Annotated in this window: 11 protein-coding genes and 3 pseudogenes; 3 read left to right on the plus strand and 11 right to left on the minus strand. The window is 57.9% G+C overall.

All coding sequences use genetic code 11. The features are described from left to right. The first annotated feature begins 419 nt into the window (after window positions 1–419). Complete coding sequence (locus BHAP_RS11625; protein WP_158216433.1) at window positions 420–566, plus strand: hypothetical protein; 147 nt, start codon at window positions 420–422, stop codon at window positions 564–566. Here BHAP_RS11625 and BHAP_RS04525 read toward each other — a convergent pair. From BHAP_RS04525 to BHAP_RS04565, 10 genes and pseudogenes are all read right to left on the minus strand, one after another. Next, window positions 537–2,048, minus strand: coding sequence for an ABC transporter ATP-binding protein (locus tag BHAP_RS04525; RefSeq protein WP_211279687.1), 1,512 nt, complete (start codon window positions 2,046–2,048; stop codon window positions 537–539). The genes BHAP_RS11625 and BHAP_RS04525 overlap by 30 nt on opposite strands. Continuing rightward, the gene (locus tag BHAP_RS04530) at window positions 2,045–2,815 is read right to left on the minus strand and encodes an energy-coupling factor transporter transmembrane component T (RefSeq protein WP_094729558.1); all 771 of its coding nucleotides are present in this window, start codon (window positions 2,813–2,815) and stop codon (window positions 2,045–2,047) included. The genes BHAP_RS04525 and BHAP_RS04530 overlap by 4 nt, the downstream gene beginning before the upstream one ends. Window positions 2,816–2,819: 4 nt before the next feature. Beyond that, window positions 2,820–3,446, minus strand: coding sequence for an MptD family putative ECF transporter S component (locus BHAP_RS04535; RefSeq protein WP_094729559.1), 627 nt, complete (start codon window positions 3,444–3,446; stop codon window positions 2,820–2,822). Window positions 3,447–3,474: 28 nt separating this feature from the next. Continuing rightward, on the minus strand, window positions 3,475–5,409 hold the full coding sequence (locus tag BHAP_RS04540) for an ABC transporter ATP-binding protein (protein WP_094729560.1): 1,935 nt from the start codon (window positions 5,407–5,409) through the stop codon (window positions 3,475–3,477). Beyond that, a complete protein-coding gene (locus tag BHAP_RS04545; RefSeq protein WP_094729561.1) occupies window positions 5,406–7,286 on the minus strand; it encodes an ABC transporter ATP-binding protein in 1,881 nt (626 codons plus the stop codon). The genes BHAP_RS04540 and BHAP_RS04545 overlap by 4 nt, the downstream gene beginning before the upstream one ends. A 527-nt stretch (window positions 7,287–7,813) precedes the next feature. Next, window positions 7,814–9,139: pseudogene (locus tag BHAP_RS04550) on the minus strand (TIM-barrel domain-containing protein); the annotation flags it as partial. A 100-nt stretch (window positions 9,140–9,239) separates the two neighbouring features. Further along, window positions 9,240–9,368 (minus strand): annotated as a pseudogene (locus tag BHAP_RS12040) (hypothetical protein); the annotation flags it as partial. Between the two features lie 21 nt (window positions 9,369–9,389). After that, window positions 9,390–9,578 (minus strand): hypothetical protein, encoded by a 189-nt coding sequence (locus BHAP_RS11455; RefSeq protein WP_143248735.1) that lies wholly within the window; start codon window positions 9,576–9,578, stop codon window positions 9,390–9,392. A 451-nt stretch (window positions 9,579–10,029) separates the two neighbouring features. After that, window positions 10,030–11,475 (minus strand): ATP-binding protein, encoded by a 1,446-nt coding sequence (locus BHAP_RS04560; protein WP_094729563.1) that lies wholly within the window; start codon window positions 11,473–11,475, stop codon window positions 10,030–10,032. A gap of 343 nt (window positions 11,476–11,818) precedes the next feature. Beyond that, window positions 11,819–13,972: an elongation factor G gene (locus tag BHAP_RS04565; RefSeq protein ID WP_094729564.1), complete on the minus strand. Its 2,154-nt coding sequence runs from the start codon at window positions 13,970–13,972 to the stop codon at window positions 11,819–11,821. A 200-nt stretch (window positions 13,973–14,172) separates the two neighbouring features. Here BHAP_RS04565 and BHAP_RS04570 point away from each other — a divergent pair, with 200 nt between their 5' ends. Together BHAP_RS04570 and ilvD are read left to right on the plus strand one after the other, a co-directional pair. After that, window positions 14,173–14,739, plus strand: a complete 567-nt coding sequence (locus BHAP_RS04570; RefSeq protein WP_094729565.1) for a 3'-5' exonuclease — start codon at window positions 14,173–14,175, stop codon at window positions 14,737–14,739. A gap of 58 nt (window positions 14,740–14,797) precedes the next feature. Then, a complete protein-coding gene (gene ilvD, locus BHAP_RS04575) occupies window positions 14,798–16,660 on the plus strand; it encodes a dihydroxy-acid dehydratase (RefSeq protein WP_094729566.1) in 1,863 nt (620 codons plus the stop codon). 167 nt (window positions 16,661–16,827) lie between these two features. Here ilvD and BHAP_RS04580 read toward each other — a convergent pair. After that, window positions 16,828–17,395: pseudogene (locus BHAP_RS04580) on the minus strand (integrase catalytic domain-containing protein); the annotation flags it as partial.

Consider the following 17,395-nt stretch of genomic DNA (forward strand, 5'->3'; position numbering starts at 1 on the left):
CCCGCTGTCGCTGACAAAGACACCATATAATCGCTGACATTCACGATTACTTTGCCATTGTCATCACATATGCAGCACTGATCGAATGTACCACAACCGTACACCGAACCGTTTCTGTTCGTTTACTGAACGTTTACCGAATATGTGATGCGTCCGTATGCCAAAGACGACATTGAGAACAGACGATCGCAATACACCACTCGTTAAGATCATTCTCGCGACGGATGCAATGGACGAAGCAATGCAAGACAAAAAAAACTTGAGTCTGCTGCGCTCAGGTTTTTACCGTGGGTAAAACTTGGGAACGGCCACGATAGCCGGTCATCCTCTTACGAGTTCATCCGCATGACGAACTTGCAAGAGGCTGGCGGGCGAGCCAAGCCGCTTCACTCCAGCATGGTTTGTTAGGAGTACCGATTATGGCGATGTTTCCGGCTTTGATGAATGACACGATTATATATGCGATGGATTCGTCAGGCCGCGTACTTACGGACGTTTGGACTTCGATCAATGCCGATCGCAGGCTCGCTCACGGTTCAGACGGATGCCGTGAGCTTGCGCGCTAGCCGACTGCGCCCGGCCGCGTCCAACGCATAGGATTCGACCATCCGCCCCTGCTCGATGCCGATGTTGGCATCGCAGGAGGCGATGGCGAATTCGGGGTCGTGCGTGACGATGACAACGGTCCGGCCCGCAGCGGTCAGCGAACGCACGATATCGGCGACCTGCCGCATGTGCCGTAGGTCAAGGCCGCTGGTCGGCTCGTCCAGGATAACGATGCGCCGTTCGGAAGCCAATGCGGCCGCGATGGCGACGCGCTGTTTCTGTCCGCCAGACAGGGACAGCGGATGCCTGTCGGCGAACTGGTCCAAGTCAAGTCGGCGGAGCACATCCAGCGCAATGTCCTTGTTTTCGACCGGTTGAGCAAGTTCGATTTCATCCAATACGGATTCGGCGAACAGCTCGCAATTGACATCCTGCATCACGGTGAAGCAGTCCCCTAGGCGCGCCTTGTGGTTCAGCCGTGTGCCATCCGGCGTAAGCAGATCGCCCGCACACCGGCGGTCCAGCCCTTGCAGACACCTAGCGAACGTGGATTTGCCAGCTCCATTGAGCCCGGTCACGGCCGTGGCCCGACCGGCGGGAATCACGGCCTGTTCAACGTCCAGCGAATCATGCCTCTGGTGGCGGTACCGATACCGAAACCCGGACACGACATACTGTTTGCCAGAGGACTCCGGCCTATCCGTGCCGTCGGCGATTTGTTCGACGTTGATCGGGCGCAATCCCATCCCCAGCCGCTTGGCGTCAGTCAACGTCCGGAACTGTGCGGCATCCATCGTCCGCTCAATACGCCCCTCACGCATGTAGTACACCTGATCTACCAGATCGGCCAGCCAATACAGCCGATGTTCGGCGATTACGATGGTCTTGCCTTGGGCTTTGAGCAGACCGATGGCCTTGGCGAGTTCACTGATGGCCGAGGCATCAAGGTTGCTGGATGGTTCGTCGAATACGAGCACGTCGGGTCCGGCGGTGCATACGGACGCACAGGCGACCTTCTGCTTCTGGCCGCCGGACAGGTCGGCGAGCGGCCGGCCCAGCAGTCGTTCGATGCCGAACCGTCTGGCTTCACGAGCGATGTCGCCGCGAATCTCATCGGGCGGCATGACGAAGTTCTCGCAGCCGAACGCCAGTTCGCCGGTCACGTCGAGGGTGAAGAACTGGCTTTTGGGGTTCTGGAACACCGAGCCTACATGTCGGCCGATTTCGGCCAGTTCGACGGCCTCGATGTCAAGCCCGTCCACCTCCACATGCCCAGACATCGTACCCTCGAAATAATGTGGAATCAGGCCGTTGATCAGACGGGTCACCGTGGTCTTGCCGCAGCCCGAATCGCCGCAGAGCAACACAGTCTGACCCTGTTCAACAGTGAGGTCGAGATGACTTACACCGGGTGCGGTCCTACCGTTTCCGTTGCCAGCGGCAATATCGCCCTCCTCGCCGCCATAGGAAAAGGTCACGTCTTTGAACTGAATCATGCTCATGGCAGCACTCCCACTACGCTTAGGACCCAGACCGCAAAACACGCCACGCACAGGGCAAGCAGCACCGCATCGGTCAAACGAAAGCCGACTTGCGCGATGCTGGTCCGCCGGTCGGCATATCCCAATCCACGGGTCAGTGCGGATTGGGTCAGCTCGTCGGCGATACGCACCGAATTGGTCATCAACGGCACCACGCGATATTCGAGCATCCGCGACATCTTGCCGCCGCCGAACCGCACGCCGCGCATGCGCATCGCGTCATTAATCGAACGCTGCTCATCCACCACCACGGGGAAGAACCGGAACATCACGGCGATCGGCACGGTGATGGCCAGCGGCACGTGCATCCGTTGCAGGGCGGCAATCAGCTCGCTGGCCGTGGTGGTGGCCAGCATCCAGTAGGCGATCATCGCGCCGGGCAGAATCTGCGTCATCATGCCGATGCTGGCGTAGAGCAGCCAGCTGGCCGCACCGGTCAACAGCGGCAGAACAAAACGCGCGAGCACGGTGAATCCGACCACGCACAGCGCATAGCCGATGCCGGATCCGATATGCCGGGTCAACAGTAGCAACGGTATCGGCGTCAGGGAGAGCAGTAGACGCATCACATACACCGAGGGCGAGTCTCCGCCCATCAGCGTCACGCAGAAGCAGCCGATGGTAAACACCAGCGCGATTTTGGTGCGCGGATCGCATCGCAGCCAACCTCGATATGGTTGGTTGCCGATGCCTGAAACCGATGCGGATTCCAGTTGTGTTCCAGACATCGGTTCAGACCAGACCGGCTTTTTCGAAGTGCTTGGAAAGCAGTTTCGACGCGATCCAACCGCCGATTACACCGGAAACGAACAGCAGGACGGGCATCAGCCATGCCATCCACATCGGGAACAGGCCGGAGACTTGGTCCACATAGCTTTGGCCGTAGCCCTTGGCCAGCTGCGCGAGGTATGCGTCACGGGTGAAGAAGAACGGGATGTACTTGCCGCAGCTCCAGATATTGAACACACCAACGGCCACAATCAGCAGGTTCCTGTTCGTGAAACCGCCAAAGTGGCAGATCAGGTCGGCAAGGATGCCGACGACCACGGAGCATACCATCGTGGGAATCTGGCCGGGGCCCATGAGCAGGGCGGTGATGATGCCGAACACGGTGAATACGCCGGCGTGACGTACTTTGAGCGCCATCAGCATCACCGGGGTCTGGCACACGATGCCGATGAACACACCGGAGAACGGCATAAGCACCGGAATGTAGCCGAGCATGGCGACGGCAAAGCTGAGCACCATATAGATCACGGCGTACACGCCGACGGAAATCCAATCCTTGGGCTTGAGGCCGAGGCTGCGCTTGGGCGAGGATGGTTGTTGGGAGGTGGTTGGGGTTGAGGACTGAGTCATTGTGTTGTTTCCTTTCTATTGGCTGAATTCACTGCTTGCGCAGGGTCCAGGATTGGGCGTCGGATTGGAGGGCGACCATGTGGGCGAATTCGCCTCCGGCAGCGATGAGCTGGGTCGGCGTACCTTCCTCCACAACATGGCCTCCGTCGAGCACCACGATCTTGTCGGCGTTCATCACCGTGCGCATACGATGGGCGATGACCAGCACGGTTTTGTTACGCAGCAGGCGGGAGAGCGCGCCCTGCACCTTGGTTTCGTTCTCTACGTCCAGCGAAGCGGTGGCTTCGTCCAAAAGAACGATCGGCGCGTTCTTGAGCAACGCGCGGGCGATGGAGATGCGTTGGCGTTCACCGCCGGACAAGGTCGAACCGTTCTCACCAATGACCGTGTCGTATCCGTCGGGCAACAGCGAGACGAATTCGTCGCAATTCGCTGCCTGCGCTGCGGCGAGCACCTCGGCGTCACTGGCACCGCGGCGACCCAGTCGGATGTTCTCGCGGATCGTGTCGTTGAAGAGCACCACATCCTGGAAGACGATCGCGTAATCGGTAAGCAGGGTTTCCGGCGCCACACCGGATACGTCCACGCCGCCGACCGTAACCGTGCCGGAATCGGCGTCCCAGAAGCGTGCAGCGAGTTTCGTCACCGTGGACTTGCCGCCGCCGGACGGGCCGACGAGTGCGGTGACCTCGCCTTGACGCGCGGTGAACGACACGTCAGACAGTACGGTGTCCTCATCGGTCGAGGAATCAACGGCATCCGCGCTGACCTTGACTGCCCCAACCGCATCGCCCTTGTAGGAAAACGTGACGTGCGCGAAGACGACATCGTGGCCGTTCGGTTCGAACCGCTCACTGCCTTGCTGCACCGGTTCGCGGTGGATTTCACGCAGACGTGCGGCGTGCATATCCACTTCCATGAGTTCGGCGATCGATTCGAAGATCACGGCGATGGGCGCGTAGATCAGGGCCGCGCACAGCAGGAACATCATGTAGGTCACGAAGTCAGTCTCGCCTGCAGCGATGAGGTTCGCACCGACCAGAATGATCGAAGCCTTGCCGACCGTGAGCAGGATCTGTGCGCCGGAGACGATGGTTCCCGGAATCAGTTCGCTGCGGACCTGCGCGTGTTCGGCGGCATCGATCTTGCGATCCAGGCCTTCCAGATAGCGGTCCGTCTGCCCGCTGGCGCGTAGCTGGGCCGCACATTCCAGGCTTTCCTGGATGCCGGAGGCCACGGACAGGCGCGCCTTGGTAAACGCGCGGGTCAGCGATTGCTGCAGCTTGCGGCTGAGCAGCAGCAGCAGAACGGCGATGGGCAGTACCCAGATCATGGCGAGCGCCATGCGCCAGTCGTAGATGAACAGCACGACCGATACCACGATGGTGGAGACCGTGGTGCCGAACAGTTCCGGCATGACGTGCGAGAATAGCTGCTCAAGCGACGCGCAGTCGGTGAGCACGGCGGTGGTCAGGTCTGCGATGCTGCGTCGGGAGAAGAACGACATCGGCAGCATGCGCAGTTTTTCGGCCAACGACAATCTAGTGCGCGCGGATTCGCCGTAGATTTCGTTATAGGTGGAATCGTATTGCCACCATTGCGCAAGGAACATGACGATGAGCACTGCGATGCTCATGGCTACGAATGGCCAGAATTCAGGCAATGGCGCGCCGGGGTCGCTCAGATGGTTCACGTAGTGGTTCACAGCCAGATAGATCACGCCCATGGACAGCATGAGACTGAAGTTGCCGACCGCGCAGGCGATGGCGCCGGAAACCAGTGCCTTGCCACCGGTTTCGGTCAGGGCGAATCGGTCGCGGAAGCTGCCCGGTTTCGCGGGCCTACCGACCAATTGTCGGTAGTCGATGGTCGGCGTCACTGTATCGGTGCCGTTCGATGCGGCGGTTTTGATCGCTTCGTCGATAGACCGGTCAATGGCGGTTTTCGTGTCGCGCGTGCTCATCGCTGCGCCTCCTTGCTGGTCTCGGTGACGGCGTTCGCGGCATCGCCCGCCGCGACGGTCCACGTCACCGAAGTCTCATAGTCGCGCCACATGCGCGCGTACAGTCCGTTCGTGGAAATCAACTGGTCGTGGGTGCCTTGCTGGACCACCTGCCCGCGGTCGAGCACGATGATGTTGTCGGCATCGCGCACGGTGGTAAGCCTGTGAGCGATCATCAGCACGGTACGTCCTTTGGCGAGCTGCTCGAAGGCTTTCTGGATGCGCACCTCGTTGTCCGGGTCGGCGAATGCGGTGGCCTCGTCGAGCACGATGATCGGCGCGTCCTTGCAGATGGCCCGGGCCAAGGCGATGCGCTGCGTCTCACCGCCGGACAGATATACGCCGCCGGTACCGATCATCGTGTCCAGTCCGTCGGGGAACTTGGCGATGATGTCGTCGCATTGAGCGGCGTGCGCGGCGGCCAGCACCTCCTCGCGCGTGGCTTCGGGCCGGGCGTGGCGGATGTTATCCATCAGCGATTCGGCGAACAGGTGATCGTTCTGGAAGACGAACGCCACGTGTTTCATGAGTTCTTTTTCGGGGATGCTGCGCACGTCCGCGCCGCCGATGAGCACCGCACCGGATTGCGGATCCCAAAACCTAGGCACCAAGCTGGCGGCCGTGGTCTTGCCGGAGCCCGAGGGGCCTACCATTGCCACGGTGGAACCTTGCGGCACAGTGAAGTTCAGGCGGTTGAGGGCGGGACGATCGGCACCGTCATAGGAGAAGGTCACGTCGCGGAATTCCACGCTGTTGTCTTGGGACTTGCCGGCGTGCGCGGCGTCGGGCTGCGGCAGTGGCTTGGCGGAGAGGATGCCGTTCAGGCGGCGCATCGCATCGTCGGCTTGCATGAAGGACTGCGTGGAGTACATGACCTTGGTCATCATCGGCACCGTGATGGTGCTGAACAGGCAGTAGAACAGGAAGTCGGCCAGGAATCCGCGAAAATCGCCGGCGTTCGAGGCGATGACGATCGACAACGGCACCAGCAACGCGAAGGTGCCGTTGATGGCCACCAGCTGCGCGACCTGCGCCGGTTGGCAGAACTTCGAATAGCGGAACGCCATCTGCCGGTATTCGTTGATGGTCTGGTTGAAAGCGCGGAAGGAATACACGGTTTGCTGGAAGGTTTTGACCACGGGGATGCCGCGCACGTATTCGACGGCCGACTTGTTCATGGTGTCAAGCGCTTTCTGGTAACGTTCCATGAAATTCGCGCCGGCACCGGTGCCCATCATGATGCCCATGAGCACGGCGGAGAGGATGATCGGGATGATGCAGGCGATCCCCATGCGCCAGTCGAAAATGAAGGAGACGACGATGAACGCCACCGGCGTGGTGATTGCGGCGGCCAGGTCCGGCAATCGATGCGCCATCACGGCATGCGTCTCCTCGACCGAGCCGTCGATGATGCGGCGAGTCTCGCCGCTGGGATGCGAGTCGAACCAGCCGAGCGGCAGGCTCATCACGTGGCGCATACATGCCTTGCGAATGTTCGAGGTGGTGCGGAACGCGCTCAAGTGGGTGCAGGCCAGAGCAAAGAAGTAGATGACGAGCGCCGTGGCGGCGAATCCCATGGCCCACCAAGCGTAGCGGCCTACGTTGTCTGCGCGGCTCCAGTCGGGGGCCACGGCCAGCAGGTCACGCACCACGAACCAGATGCAGATGAGCACCAGCATGTCCAGCACCGCATGCACTGCGGACAGCGCGCAGCCGAATATGGTCAACGCTTTGTATGAACCTGCGTAGTCCAGCAGCTGCGCAATCGAGGATCGCTGTTTGGTTTTGTTTTTCTTGTTTGCCGTCACTTGTTCTGCGGCCGGGCCTGTATCCGTCATTATGCTCCCCTTTCTCCGCCAGCCATGGCGATTGGCATGCAAGACTGCGCCGCGATTCATGGCTACGCACCAGTCATGGTATTGACCCATTTCATGAAGAACAAGACTGTTCTTTTTTCCGGAAAACGCGTATGATGTTCCTCTTTAGGGCGATTGCGCATGAACCGTCTGACATTCTTTGGTACGAATCGCCATATCTTGTGGTGTTCGTTCAACCAACCACACACTATACACCATAATGAGATTCGTTATCATTATCTGTTGTCGCGGTGTGTCGCCACCTGACAATCATCGCTGTACACCACTTGCAACCACAGGCCTTACCAAATCCATCAGAACGAGATCATGTACATCAGGACACACCACGGCGTCATTTGCCGCAATGGAACGAATGATGTTACGGCAATCGCAAGCCGAATCCGCGAAGCGGTCTAGGGGTAGCAGCACCTGCAGAACGTTCCAACGGTGTTACTACCCCTCAGTCAGCTAACGCCCAGTATGGTGAGACAACTCATGCCGTCCGGCTTCCACGCGAACTCGATCGACGTGTCCATGCTGCGCGAGCCGAACCGGCCGTTATCCTCACGCAGGGTGAATTCGCCCGAAGCACCGGGGAAAACGAGCAACGACAGTGCACTCGGATTGGCGATGTCATTGATCGATTCCCTACGCTCCGCAACCGGCTGCAGCGGAACGATGCCGCCTGCCTTGGCAAAAACGGGAATCCGGTCGATCGGTCGCCATACCTCCATGCGGCGACCGCCTGTCGGCCGGGATTCGTAATGCCTGCCCGAAAACAGATCAAACCAATCGCCTTGCGGAAGCCAGACGTTCGTCCGGCCGCGTTGCACAGCCCTATCGTTGGGCGCGACGATCGGGGACACGATCAGTTCCGTGCCGAAACGGTACTCGTCCGGAACCTCGTAGGCAGTGGATGCACGTTGAGCGTGGTCTTCAGGCGCGCTCGTGCAGTCCGCGAAGGAACGCGGCCGGGTCGGGGAACAGCGTACGGTTCCACGAGTAACCGGTCCATCCGGATCCGTATTTCGGATCAACGTCGTCAACACGATGCCAATCCATGTCGATCACGGACGTGGTGAACGGGATGCCTTCACGTTTGAATCGATCCATGAGCTGCAAGTATTCGTCCTGCGAATAACGGTAGTAGCAGCTCCACCAATTGCCCAGCGCGAACCGCAGCAACAGCGGCGTCGGCCCGGTCAGTCGGTAGAAATCACGCACCGCTTCGATATAACAGTGCCCGTAGCCGAAGAAGTACAGGTCGGTCTCATCATGGTCCCTAGCGAAACCCATGTCCCAAACGGGTTCGGCGTGCCGTTGACCACGTTCGTCTCGATGATCAGATTGGAACGGGAATCGTCCAGTACCGCCCACCCGTCGCGGGAGATCACACCGTCGCCCAAGGGGATGCACCCATCCGCCTCGTCGAGCGTGCGCGCGGTACCCTTGAGATTGCCACGCTGAACGTCGCCGTAATGCCAAGTGTTGTTCTGACTATTGGCCATGCCGCCGACGACCACGCTCAATCCCTCCTTGCTGAACGGTCGGCCGTCATAGACGATATGCAGAGCTGCCGTGTCGACAATCGTCAATCCCCTGCTATGCGTCACACGGTACGACGGCGTCCGGCCGAGATCGCGGTTGAGGATGGTTTGCGTGGCATAGTCCTCGAACCGGCCGGCATCGGACCATTCGAACCGGACAAGCGATTCGGTGAGCATGGTGATGCGCCATTTGTCTCCGGCTATGACGGCGTCGCAACGGGGAACGGGATGCACGTCAAGGGCGAAGGCGGATCTGGCAGTAACGTCGTTCTCGGTAGGAATGGTCATGAGGCACCTTTGGTTTTTCCTTGCCGCGTAGTCGCGGGTTGGCCGGCGGCATCTGAGTCCTACTCCAGCGTGAATTGGACGTCGGCTGCGGCAAGGTACGTCACTGGCCGCCATGCCTTTCCAACACCCGATAGACGCTCACCCCGCCAACCCCCATCATGGCAGCAATCTGATTGACGGTCACCGTCTTCGACTCATAAAGACGCCGGATCTCCACGATCCACTTAGCATCAAGCTTAGGGTGTGTACGCTAGTTGGTTTTCGATGGTGTTTTGCGTTGAATGGCGATGAGGATGAGCTGGAGGTTGGCAAGGAAACCGGCATCGAGCCTGTCGTATTTTCCGGGTCCGTGCGGTTCCTCTTGGGCGGCACGACCGGCGTCAGGCATCAACACGGCTAGAAAGCCGATCAGCCATCGCGACTCGCGTCCATGCAACATGTACGGCACACAAGTCACATGGATAGCCGCAGCACAAGTATGGCGCTTCCTCCACGCTGAAAACAATATCGGATTACACTGTCGCGAAGACGGACACGAATTACGTTACGACGATTGGGAAACAATCCTCAACTTCACACTCGAATACACGCCAAATGACCACACCCACTGGAAAACATCCATAACGACGATTCGTCACTGGAACGCAACTAGCAAATACCAAACACTAGGAACTAATCAACCCATCTGGCATAACTCCGCCGACAGAACTCCAAAATACCCATATGAAAATCCCTCTCGTCCACCATCATTAACGAAATACCATAATCTGGTGTCACCATGTCGGAGTTACTCCAACAAAGGTCCGACAGAACTCCGACATACTCTGACAAAGGTCCGACATACTCCGACAGAACTCCGACATTTCCGTCCATGCTGTGTCGCAGCAAGCTCAGTCCCTCGCATAATACTGCTTAGGATCATGCGACCCTGAACCATGCCAATACAACAGCCGTTCCTCCACGAGATGCTTCAGTACCCGCGACGCCGTACGCGAATGCACTCCAGCATCGACCGCGAGCTGTCTGACTGTCACTTTCCCGTTGTCGATGGCGAGAGTAAGGGCCCTACGTTCTGTCGGAGTCAGACCCTCAGCAGGGATCTCTGCTTGGTTGATGACAGTGATGGGCCCGTCATGCCGCCCATTCAGGTAGGGGATGCGCTGCCTGATGTTATTGCGTAGCACGAGACGGACACTGAAATCGTTCGGCTCGCTGTACTCAGGGTCAGGCAAGCCAAGTTCCTCCATCTCCTCGTACATGCGGTGCACGCCCTCGTTAAGCTCACGCACCAGCTCGAACGCGGTGAGCACATGACAGATTTTCGGGTTACGCGCATACCGGGTAGTACGCATGTTCTCCACCGTCACCCGGTTCGGCAACGCGCCTGGACTGGTGACCTCCAGCCGGTCATCAAAGATCATCACCCGCGTGTACTCGCCGCGGATCGAATAGTCACGGTGAGCAACCGCGTTCACCAGCCCCTCAAACCACGCGAACCGCGGATACTCTGGTACCGTGCGGAACCGACCGTCATCACCGAGCACTTGAAACTCACGCAGCAACGAACCAATAAGCTGACTAGACTGTTCCACAACCGTGGGTAAAGGTCCGTCGAACTCCACATCCTTGACGATGTTCAGACTACGACCAGTATGTAGTTCAATACCATCGACCTTAATGACACGCACTCGAGCCGATGGCAGGAACGCGACCGGATACTGCGAGAACAGGAGCACGCCAGCGTTCGTCAGATGCCCGTCAATGAGAAAACCACGACTGCGCAACACCCGCTCATCGGGAATGTCCGTCGCACCGATGGCACTCTTATACCGGTCGAACACATCACGATCGATATCGTCGATGCCTGACCGGTTTTCAAGCTCGTCCTCAAACCAGCGTTGCCCCTTATCGTACTCTAAAGCGCGCACCTGCTCGCGATCCAATAGCACGCTACGATCTGCCTCGCGCAAATACACGTCACCGTTTGACCGTTTTGCTACCACGTGGTTCGATGACGGGGCCACGTCTAACACGAGGATCACATCACTCTCGCCATCCGCGTTCACACAGGGAACACGACGCACACTCACCTGAGGCGTGGGAACGCACTGCGTGATCGATATCTGTTCAAACAACTCGACTGGTTTAGCATTGTCCCGTTTGAACCCAGTGATCTTTCCATCGTCCTCGATGCCGATAACCAACTGTCCACCCGAAGCATTCGCAAACGCGATGAGATGTCGAGACACATCCTCCGGTTTGATGCGCGCACTCTTACGATCGAAGTACTGTCCCTCGTTCATACGAGCGAACAGCGTTGCCTCGTCAGCCCTCATGTCCACGATCGTCTCCCATATCCGGCAGAAACATTTACAACAAACCAAAAGCATACCCGACCAAACACACATCACAAGGAAACTAGGGTGTGTGTACGCTAGTTGGTTTTCGATGGTGTTTTGCGTTGGATGGCAATGAGGACGAGCTGGAGGTTGGCAAGGAAACCGGCATCGAACCTGTCGTATTTTCCGGGTCCATGCGGTTCCTCTTGGGCGACACGACCGGCGTCAGGCATCAACACGGCTAGAAAGCCGATCAGCCATCACGGCTCGCGTCCATGCACTCACACTCATATGATTACGTGCGGCATTCTCCAACGTCCGAGATTCCTAATAGTAGCCGTTATCGGTTCACCACGGTCTGTGTGGCGTAGTCGAGGTGCATGAAATCCGGCACTTTGTACCATTTGACTGGATATCCGGCACCGTGGGCGCAGAACACTGAATCAGGGGTGTTATCAAGGTCGGATTCAGGATCATACGCGGCTTCGCGGATCACTTCATCCGCGTTGTGACACGGACGGTACCCGCCAAATGTGCACGACAGTCGTCCCAGTCCGTGCGTGTACGCGTTCACATCCATCGCATAATCACGCATCTCACTGACCGGGCAATCCCCCGTCAACGTCGCATATTCGCCGTCAATCTCAGCCGGCTCAAAACTACCAGCCATCCGCTGAACGTCAGCCATCGCACGGCCAAGCATATCCTGCGGAATCTCAAGACGGAACCGATACCACGGCTCCAACAGCACGCACCAACCTTGCTTGACCGGATGGGTTGCAGTATCACTCTCCCCCGTGTCATCGTTCACACCCGTATTACAACCACCGACAGCTCCAACGTTGTCACCACCATCGTCATCAACCCCATAGCCGGACACGTCGCCTTCGGCCTGCGCCATCATCAGCCCCTGCCGTACCGCACGATACGTAGCCTGACGAAAATCACCACCCTCCGTATGCTTCTCGTGCGCACGCCCTGCGACTAACGTCAACCGCATGTCAGTGATCGGCGAGCCAGTGAGCACACCAAGATGTTCCTTCTCGGCCAGATGCGTCACAATCAACCGCTGCCAATTGCGCGCCAGCACATCCTCACTTACCGTGCTCGCAAAACTCAAGCCGCTGCCCGGCTCGGTCGGCTCCAGCAGAATATGTGCCTCCGCATAATGACGCAACGGTTCAAAATGACCCACGCCTTCAACCGCGTGCGTGATCGTCTCACGGTACAAAATACCGCCCGGACCAAACGTAACGTCAAGCGAAAACCGATCGTGCATCATTTGCTGAATGATTTCCAACTGCACCGCACCCATCAGCTGCACATGGATTTCACTCAATCGCGGCACCCACACTACATGCAGCAGCGGGTCTTCATCGCCGAGCTGGCGTAACGCAGTCAAGCACTTGTGCACATCATTATCGCCCGGAAGTAGCGTATACGTGAGTACCGGCATCAGATGCGGCGTTTCGGCATTATGCTCGCAACCTAATCCTTCACCCGGAAACGTGCGCGTCAAACCAGTGACCGCGCACACAGCGCCGGCGGGCACCGTTTCAACAGTCGTGAACTTTGCGCCCGAATATACACGGACCTGATCAGCTTTCTCGTTCCAGATCCCGGTATCAGGCTGGTCAGTCTGGTCAGCCTGATGCATCGGCTTATTCGCAGCATTATCGTGCGTATTCGTCAACATCATCTTCGCACGCAGCTGGCCGCCGGTCACTTTCAGCCACGTCAACCGGTTGCCTTGCGCATCATGCGAAATCTTATATACGCGCGCGCCGAACGATGCAGACGAGCTATCGTATAGAGGCTCACGAGCGTACGTTTCAAATCCAGCCAGAAACTCGTTGATTCCATCCATACGCAATGCTGAACCCCAAAAACAGGGGAACAACGTGCGTTCTGCGATCATACGGCGAAGTTCATCACATGGAATCGTCCCCTGCTCAAGGAACGCGTTCATCGCACGCTCATCTTGCATGGCAACATCTTCGTTTGTTTCAGGCGCAACGTCAGGATTCTCAAAATCAACTACGCCATCACCGAAGCGATGCTTAAGCTGCGTGAGCAACGCCGTACGGTCCGCGCCCGGCGCATCCATTTTGTTGACAAACAGGAATGTGGGCACCTTATATTGCGCGAGCAGTCGCCACAGCGTTTCCGTATGCCCCTGCACGCCGTCCGCGCCAGAAACTACGAGAATAGCATAGTCCAGCACACGTAGCGTACGCTCAGTTTCCGCTGCAAAATCAACGTGTCCCGGTGTATCGAGCAGCGTGAGTTCAAGATCGCCGGTTTCAATTACTGCCGGTTCACTAAAAATCGTGATGCCGCGAGCACGCTCCATTGCATTCGTATCAAGAAATGCGTCGCCGTGGTCCACTCGACCGAGCGTACGAATCGTTCCAGTGGCATATAATAACGCCTCAGATAGCGTCGTTTTGCCCGCATCTACATGCGCGAGAATACCTGCAACGATATGTTTCATTCCTGTGTTCGACTCCTTGCTGTGCAGCTCGACACCCGCATCGAGACGGGACTGGCCGATCGTCATCCCTCTAGCATACCCATCGGCATGTGCCTGTATGATAGATGCTCGCTCGCACACGATACAACGACCAATCAACGCGATCGATTGAACCTGTCAGAACGCAGCTTGCCAGAACGCATAACGAGGTGACGATAACCATGCAGCAACTACCAAACGACTATGTGGTACTTGATTTGGAAACGACTGGTATTAGCTGGTATCGTGACACGATTATCGAATTCGGCGCAGTTCGCGTGCGCGATCGTAAGCCGGTTGCCACTTTCCAGCAACTAGTTAATCCGATGCGGCCACTGCATTGGCGTATCACGCAATTAACCGGTATCACCAACGACATGCTCTCCCCCGCGCCTGATCTCGACGACGTTCTACCTGCGTTTCTTGACTGGTGTGGCGACGATACGCTGATCGGACACAATATCAACCGCTTCGATATCAAATTCATCGACATTGCGGCGGCTCGACTACTCAATCGGCATGTGCCGAACCGTGTCATTGATACGCTCGATATGAGTCGCGCAATGTTTCCTGCTGAACGGCACCATCGGCTGGTCGATCTGATCCAGCGATTCGATATTGCAGATGTCGAAGAACACCGAGCGTTGGCCGATGCCGAGCAGACTCGCATGTGCTTTGAGTGGATGCGCGATCATGCGGCGGATGTCACTGCCCTATCGAGTACCCAATCGAACGTAAACGATATGTGAATTCCACTATCCGACTATTGACAACATGCGTGTCTCGATTAGGGGCTTGAATAGAGACATGGCAGAAATGAGATCCGCGAAACTGATGAATGGGCGCGTATTCGCGGGCGCCCGAGCCCTCTACCGTGCCGCTGGCGTCGACGGCAAGGATTTCGGAAAGCCGATTATCGCCATCGCTAACTCGTTTGACGAATTCCTTCCCGGCCACGTACACCTCAACAAGGTTGGTCGTATTGTTTCCGAAGCGATTAAGGAAGCCGGCGGCATCCCGCGCGAGTTCAACACGATGGCTGTGGATGACGGTATCGCAATGGGCCACACTGGCATGCTGTACTCGCTGCCGTCGCGTGACATTATTGCTGATACGGTCGAATATCAGGTGAACGCGCACTGCGCCGACGCACTTATCTGCATCCCGAACTGCGATAAGGTCGTTCCGGGTATGCTGATGGCCGCGTTGCGCCTGAACATCCCGACGATCTTCGTCTCCGGCGGCCCGATGGAGGCTGGTACGACGGTACTCGCGGACGGCACGGTGAAAAAGAACACCGATCTGATCTCCGTAATGTACGCATCCGCCGACGACAACGTGTCGGAAGAGGATCTGCTCAACTACGAGAAAACCGTGTGTCCGACCTGCGGTTCGTGCGCTGGCATGTTCACCGCAAACTCGATGAACTGCTTGACTGAGGCGATTGGTCTGGCTCTGCCGGGCAACGGTACGATTCTCGCTTCTCACGGTTTCCGTAAGGAACTATTCCGCAAGGCCGCTCGTGAGATCGTGCATATTGCGAACCGTTACTATCACGAGGATGATGACTCGGTTCTGCCTCGTTCGATCGCGACGAAGCACGCGTTTGAGAACGCGATGACGATGGATGTTGCGATGGGTGGTTCGACGAACACGGTGCTGCACATTCTGGCGATGGCACAGTCTGCTGACGTGGACTTTACGCTGGATGACATTGAGCGTATTTCGCACACCGTTCCGTGCATTTGCAAGGCTGCTCCTTCCGGTAAGTGGGAGATTTCCGACGTGCATCGCGCGGGTGGCATTTGCGGTATTCTCGGTGAGCTTGACCGTGCGGGCAAGTTGCATAAGGACGTGCATTCGGTCGATTATCCGTCGCTTGAAGCGAAGCTGGATGATTGGGATATCATGCGCTCCACCTGCACGGAAGAAGCGAAGACGATGTATCATGCGGCACCGGGTCATATTATGTCGCCGGAACCGTGGACGCATGAGACGCTGTTTGATTCGCTGGATACGGATCGTGTGAATGGCGCGATTCATGATATCGATCATCCGGAGATTCATGAGGGTGGTCTGGCTGTGCTGCGCGGCAATCTCGCCCCTGACGGATGCGTGGTGAAGACCGCTGGTGTGCCACAGGAGATTTGGAAGTTCCGTGGCCCTGCTCTGGTGGTTGAATCACAGGAAGAGGCTATCAAGGTTATTCTTGACGACACGTTGAAGCCCGGCATGGCGTTGGTGATTCGTTATGAGGGCCCAAAGGGCGGCCCGGGCATGCAGGAGATGCTGTATCCGACATCGTTCGTCAAGGGTAAGGGCATCGGCAAGCAGGTTGCCATGCTGACCGATGGACGCTACTCGGGTGGTTCGTCTGGTTTGGCAATTGGTCATATTGCGCCTGAGGCTGCGAATAAGGGTCCGATTGCTTTGATCAAGAACGGCGATATCATCAACATTGATATTGAGAACCGTTCGGTAAATGTGGAGCTGACCGACGAGCAGTTGGCTGAGCGCCGCGCTGAGCTGGAGGCTGGCGACGGCTATGTGGCACATCGTGACCGTAAGGTGAGCCAAGCACTGAAGGCGTATGCTGCGTTTGCACGTTCTGCCGATAAGGGTGCTACACGAGATCCGGAGCTTATCAATAAGCTCTCCGGCCTCGCGTAGCCGTCGCGGCAAGCCGCTCCCCTCACCTACGGACAGTCCACCGGACTGTCCGTTTCACGGTTCGGCACGAGATCCGAAGCTTATCAATAAGCTCTCCGGCGAGGTGCCTCATTTGAAAGTGAGCGCGTAATCCGGAGTGGTGCCTCACTTAGGGTGAGCGCGAAATCCTAGTCCTTATCGGCTGGTGGGGTTTCGTTGTCTTCCGGTTCGACGCCCGCGATCCGGGCGAGCGTCTTGTTCAAGTATGCCATGTCCGGGCCCGAGCGTCTGGCCAGCCGCGCGGTGCGCGGGGCGGCCATGTCCTCGAGCCGGTCTTGGATGTCGTGGATGCGGCGGACGAGTTCGGCGGGGTTCACGGTCGCGAGCGTGCGTTCGATCTCCTCGCGCTTGTCGTCGGGGATGAAGCCGGGGCCGCCCGCGGCCCTATCTTGGTCGTCGAACTCCTTGAGCCGCTCCCATGGTGTGCGCGGCCTGTCGTAGACGCGGCGGGGGCGTCCGTCCCGTGTGCTTTCGCGCGCGATGGGTTTCTTGGACGGGGTGAACAGGTTGGCCTTGACACGCACCAGTTCCCACAGCTCGTTGAGCAGGTCGAGCTCGTCGGCGGTGTACCGGTAGTAGAACGCGTGGCGGCGCACGACGTGGTTGTTCCTGGACTCGACGGTGGCCTGGTCGTTCTTCCTGTACGGGCGGCTTCTGGTCTGCTCGATGTCGCGCTCGTGCAGCCACGCGATCAGG

This window comes from Bifidobacterium hapali (assembly GCF_002259755.1).
Taxonomy (GTDB): domain Bacteria; phylum Actinomycetota; class Actinomycetes; order Actinomycetales; family Bifidobacteriaceae; genus Bifidobacterium; species Bifidobacterium hapali.

Excerpts from the sequence above, each read along its gene's own strand:
- BHAP_RS04535 (WP_094729559.1), bottom strand. The coding sequence starts at position 3,446 with ATGACTCAGTCCTCAACCCCAACCACCTCCCAACAACCATCCTCGCCC.
- BHAP_RS04565 (WP_094729564.1), bottom strand. The coding sequence starts at position 13,972 with ATGAAACATATCGTTGCAGGTATTCTCGCGCATGTAGATGCGGGCAAA.
- BHAP_RS04560 (WP_094729563.1), bottom strand. The coding sequence starts at position 11,475 with ATGAGGGCTGACGAGGCAACGCTGTTCGCTCGTATGAACGAGGGACAG.
- BHAP_RS11455 (WP_143248735.1), bottom strand. The coding sequence starts at position 9,578 with ATGTTGCATGGACGCGAGTCGCGATGGCTGATCGGCTTTCTAGCCGTG.
- ilvD (WP_094729566.1), top strand. The coding sequence starts at position 14,798 with ATGGCAGAAATGAGATCCGCGAAACTGATGAATGGGCGCGTATTCGCG.
- BHAP_RS11625 (WP_158216433.1), top strand. The coding sequence starts at position 420 with ATGGCGATGTTTCCGGCTTTGATGAATGACACGATTATATATGCGATG.
- BHAP_RS04530 (WP_094729558.1), bottom strand. The coding sequence starts at position 2,815 with ATGTCTGGAACACAACTGGAATCCGCATCGGTTTCAGGCATCGGCAAC.
- BHAP_RS04545 (WP_094729561.1), bottom strand. The coding sequence starts at position 7,286 with ATGACGGATACAGGCCCGGCCGCAGAACAAGTGACGGCAAACAAGAAA.
- BHAP_RS04525 (WP_211279687.1), bottom strand. The coding sequence starts at position 2,048 with ATGAGCATGATTCAGTTCAAAGACGTGACCTTTTCCTATGGCGGCGAG.
- BHAP_RS04570 (WP_094729565.1), top strand. The coding sequence starts at position 14,173 with ATGCAGCAACTACCAAACGACTATGTGGTACTTGATTTGGAAACGACT.
- BHAP_RS04540 (WP_094729560.1), bottom strand. The coding sequence starts at position 5,409 with ATGAGCACGCGCGACACGAAAACCGCCATTGACCGGTCTATCGACGAA.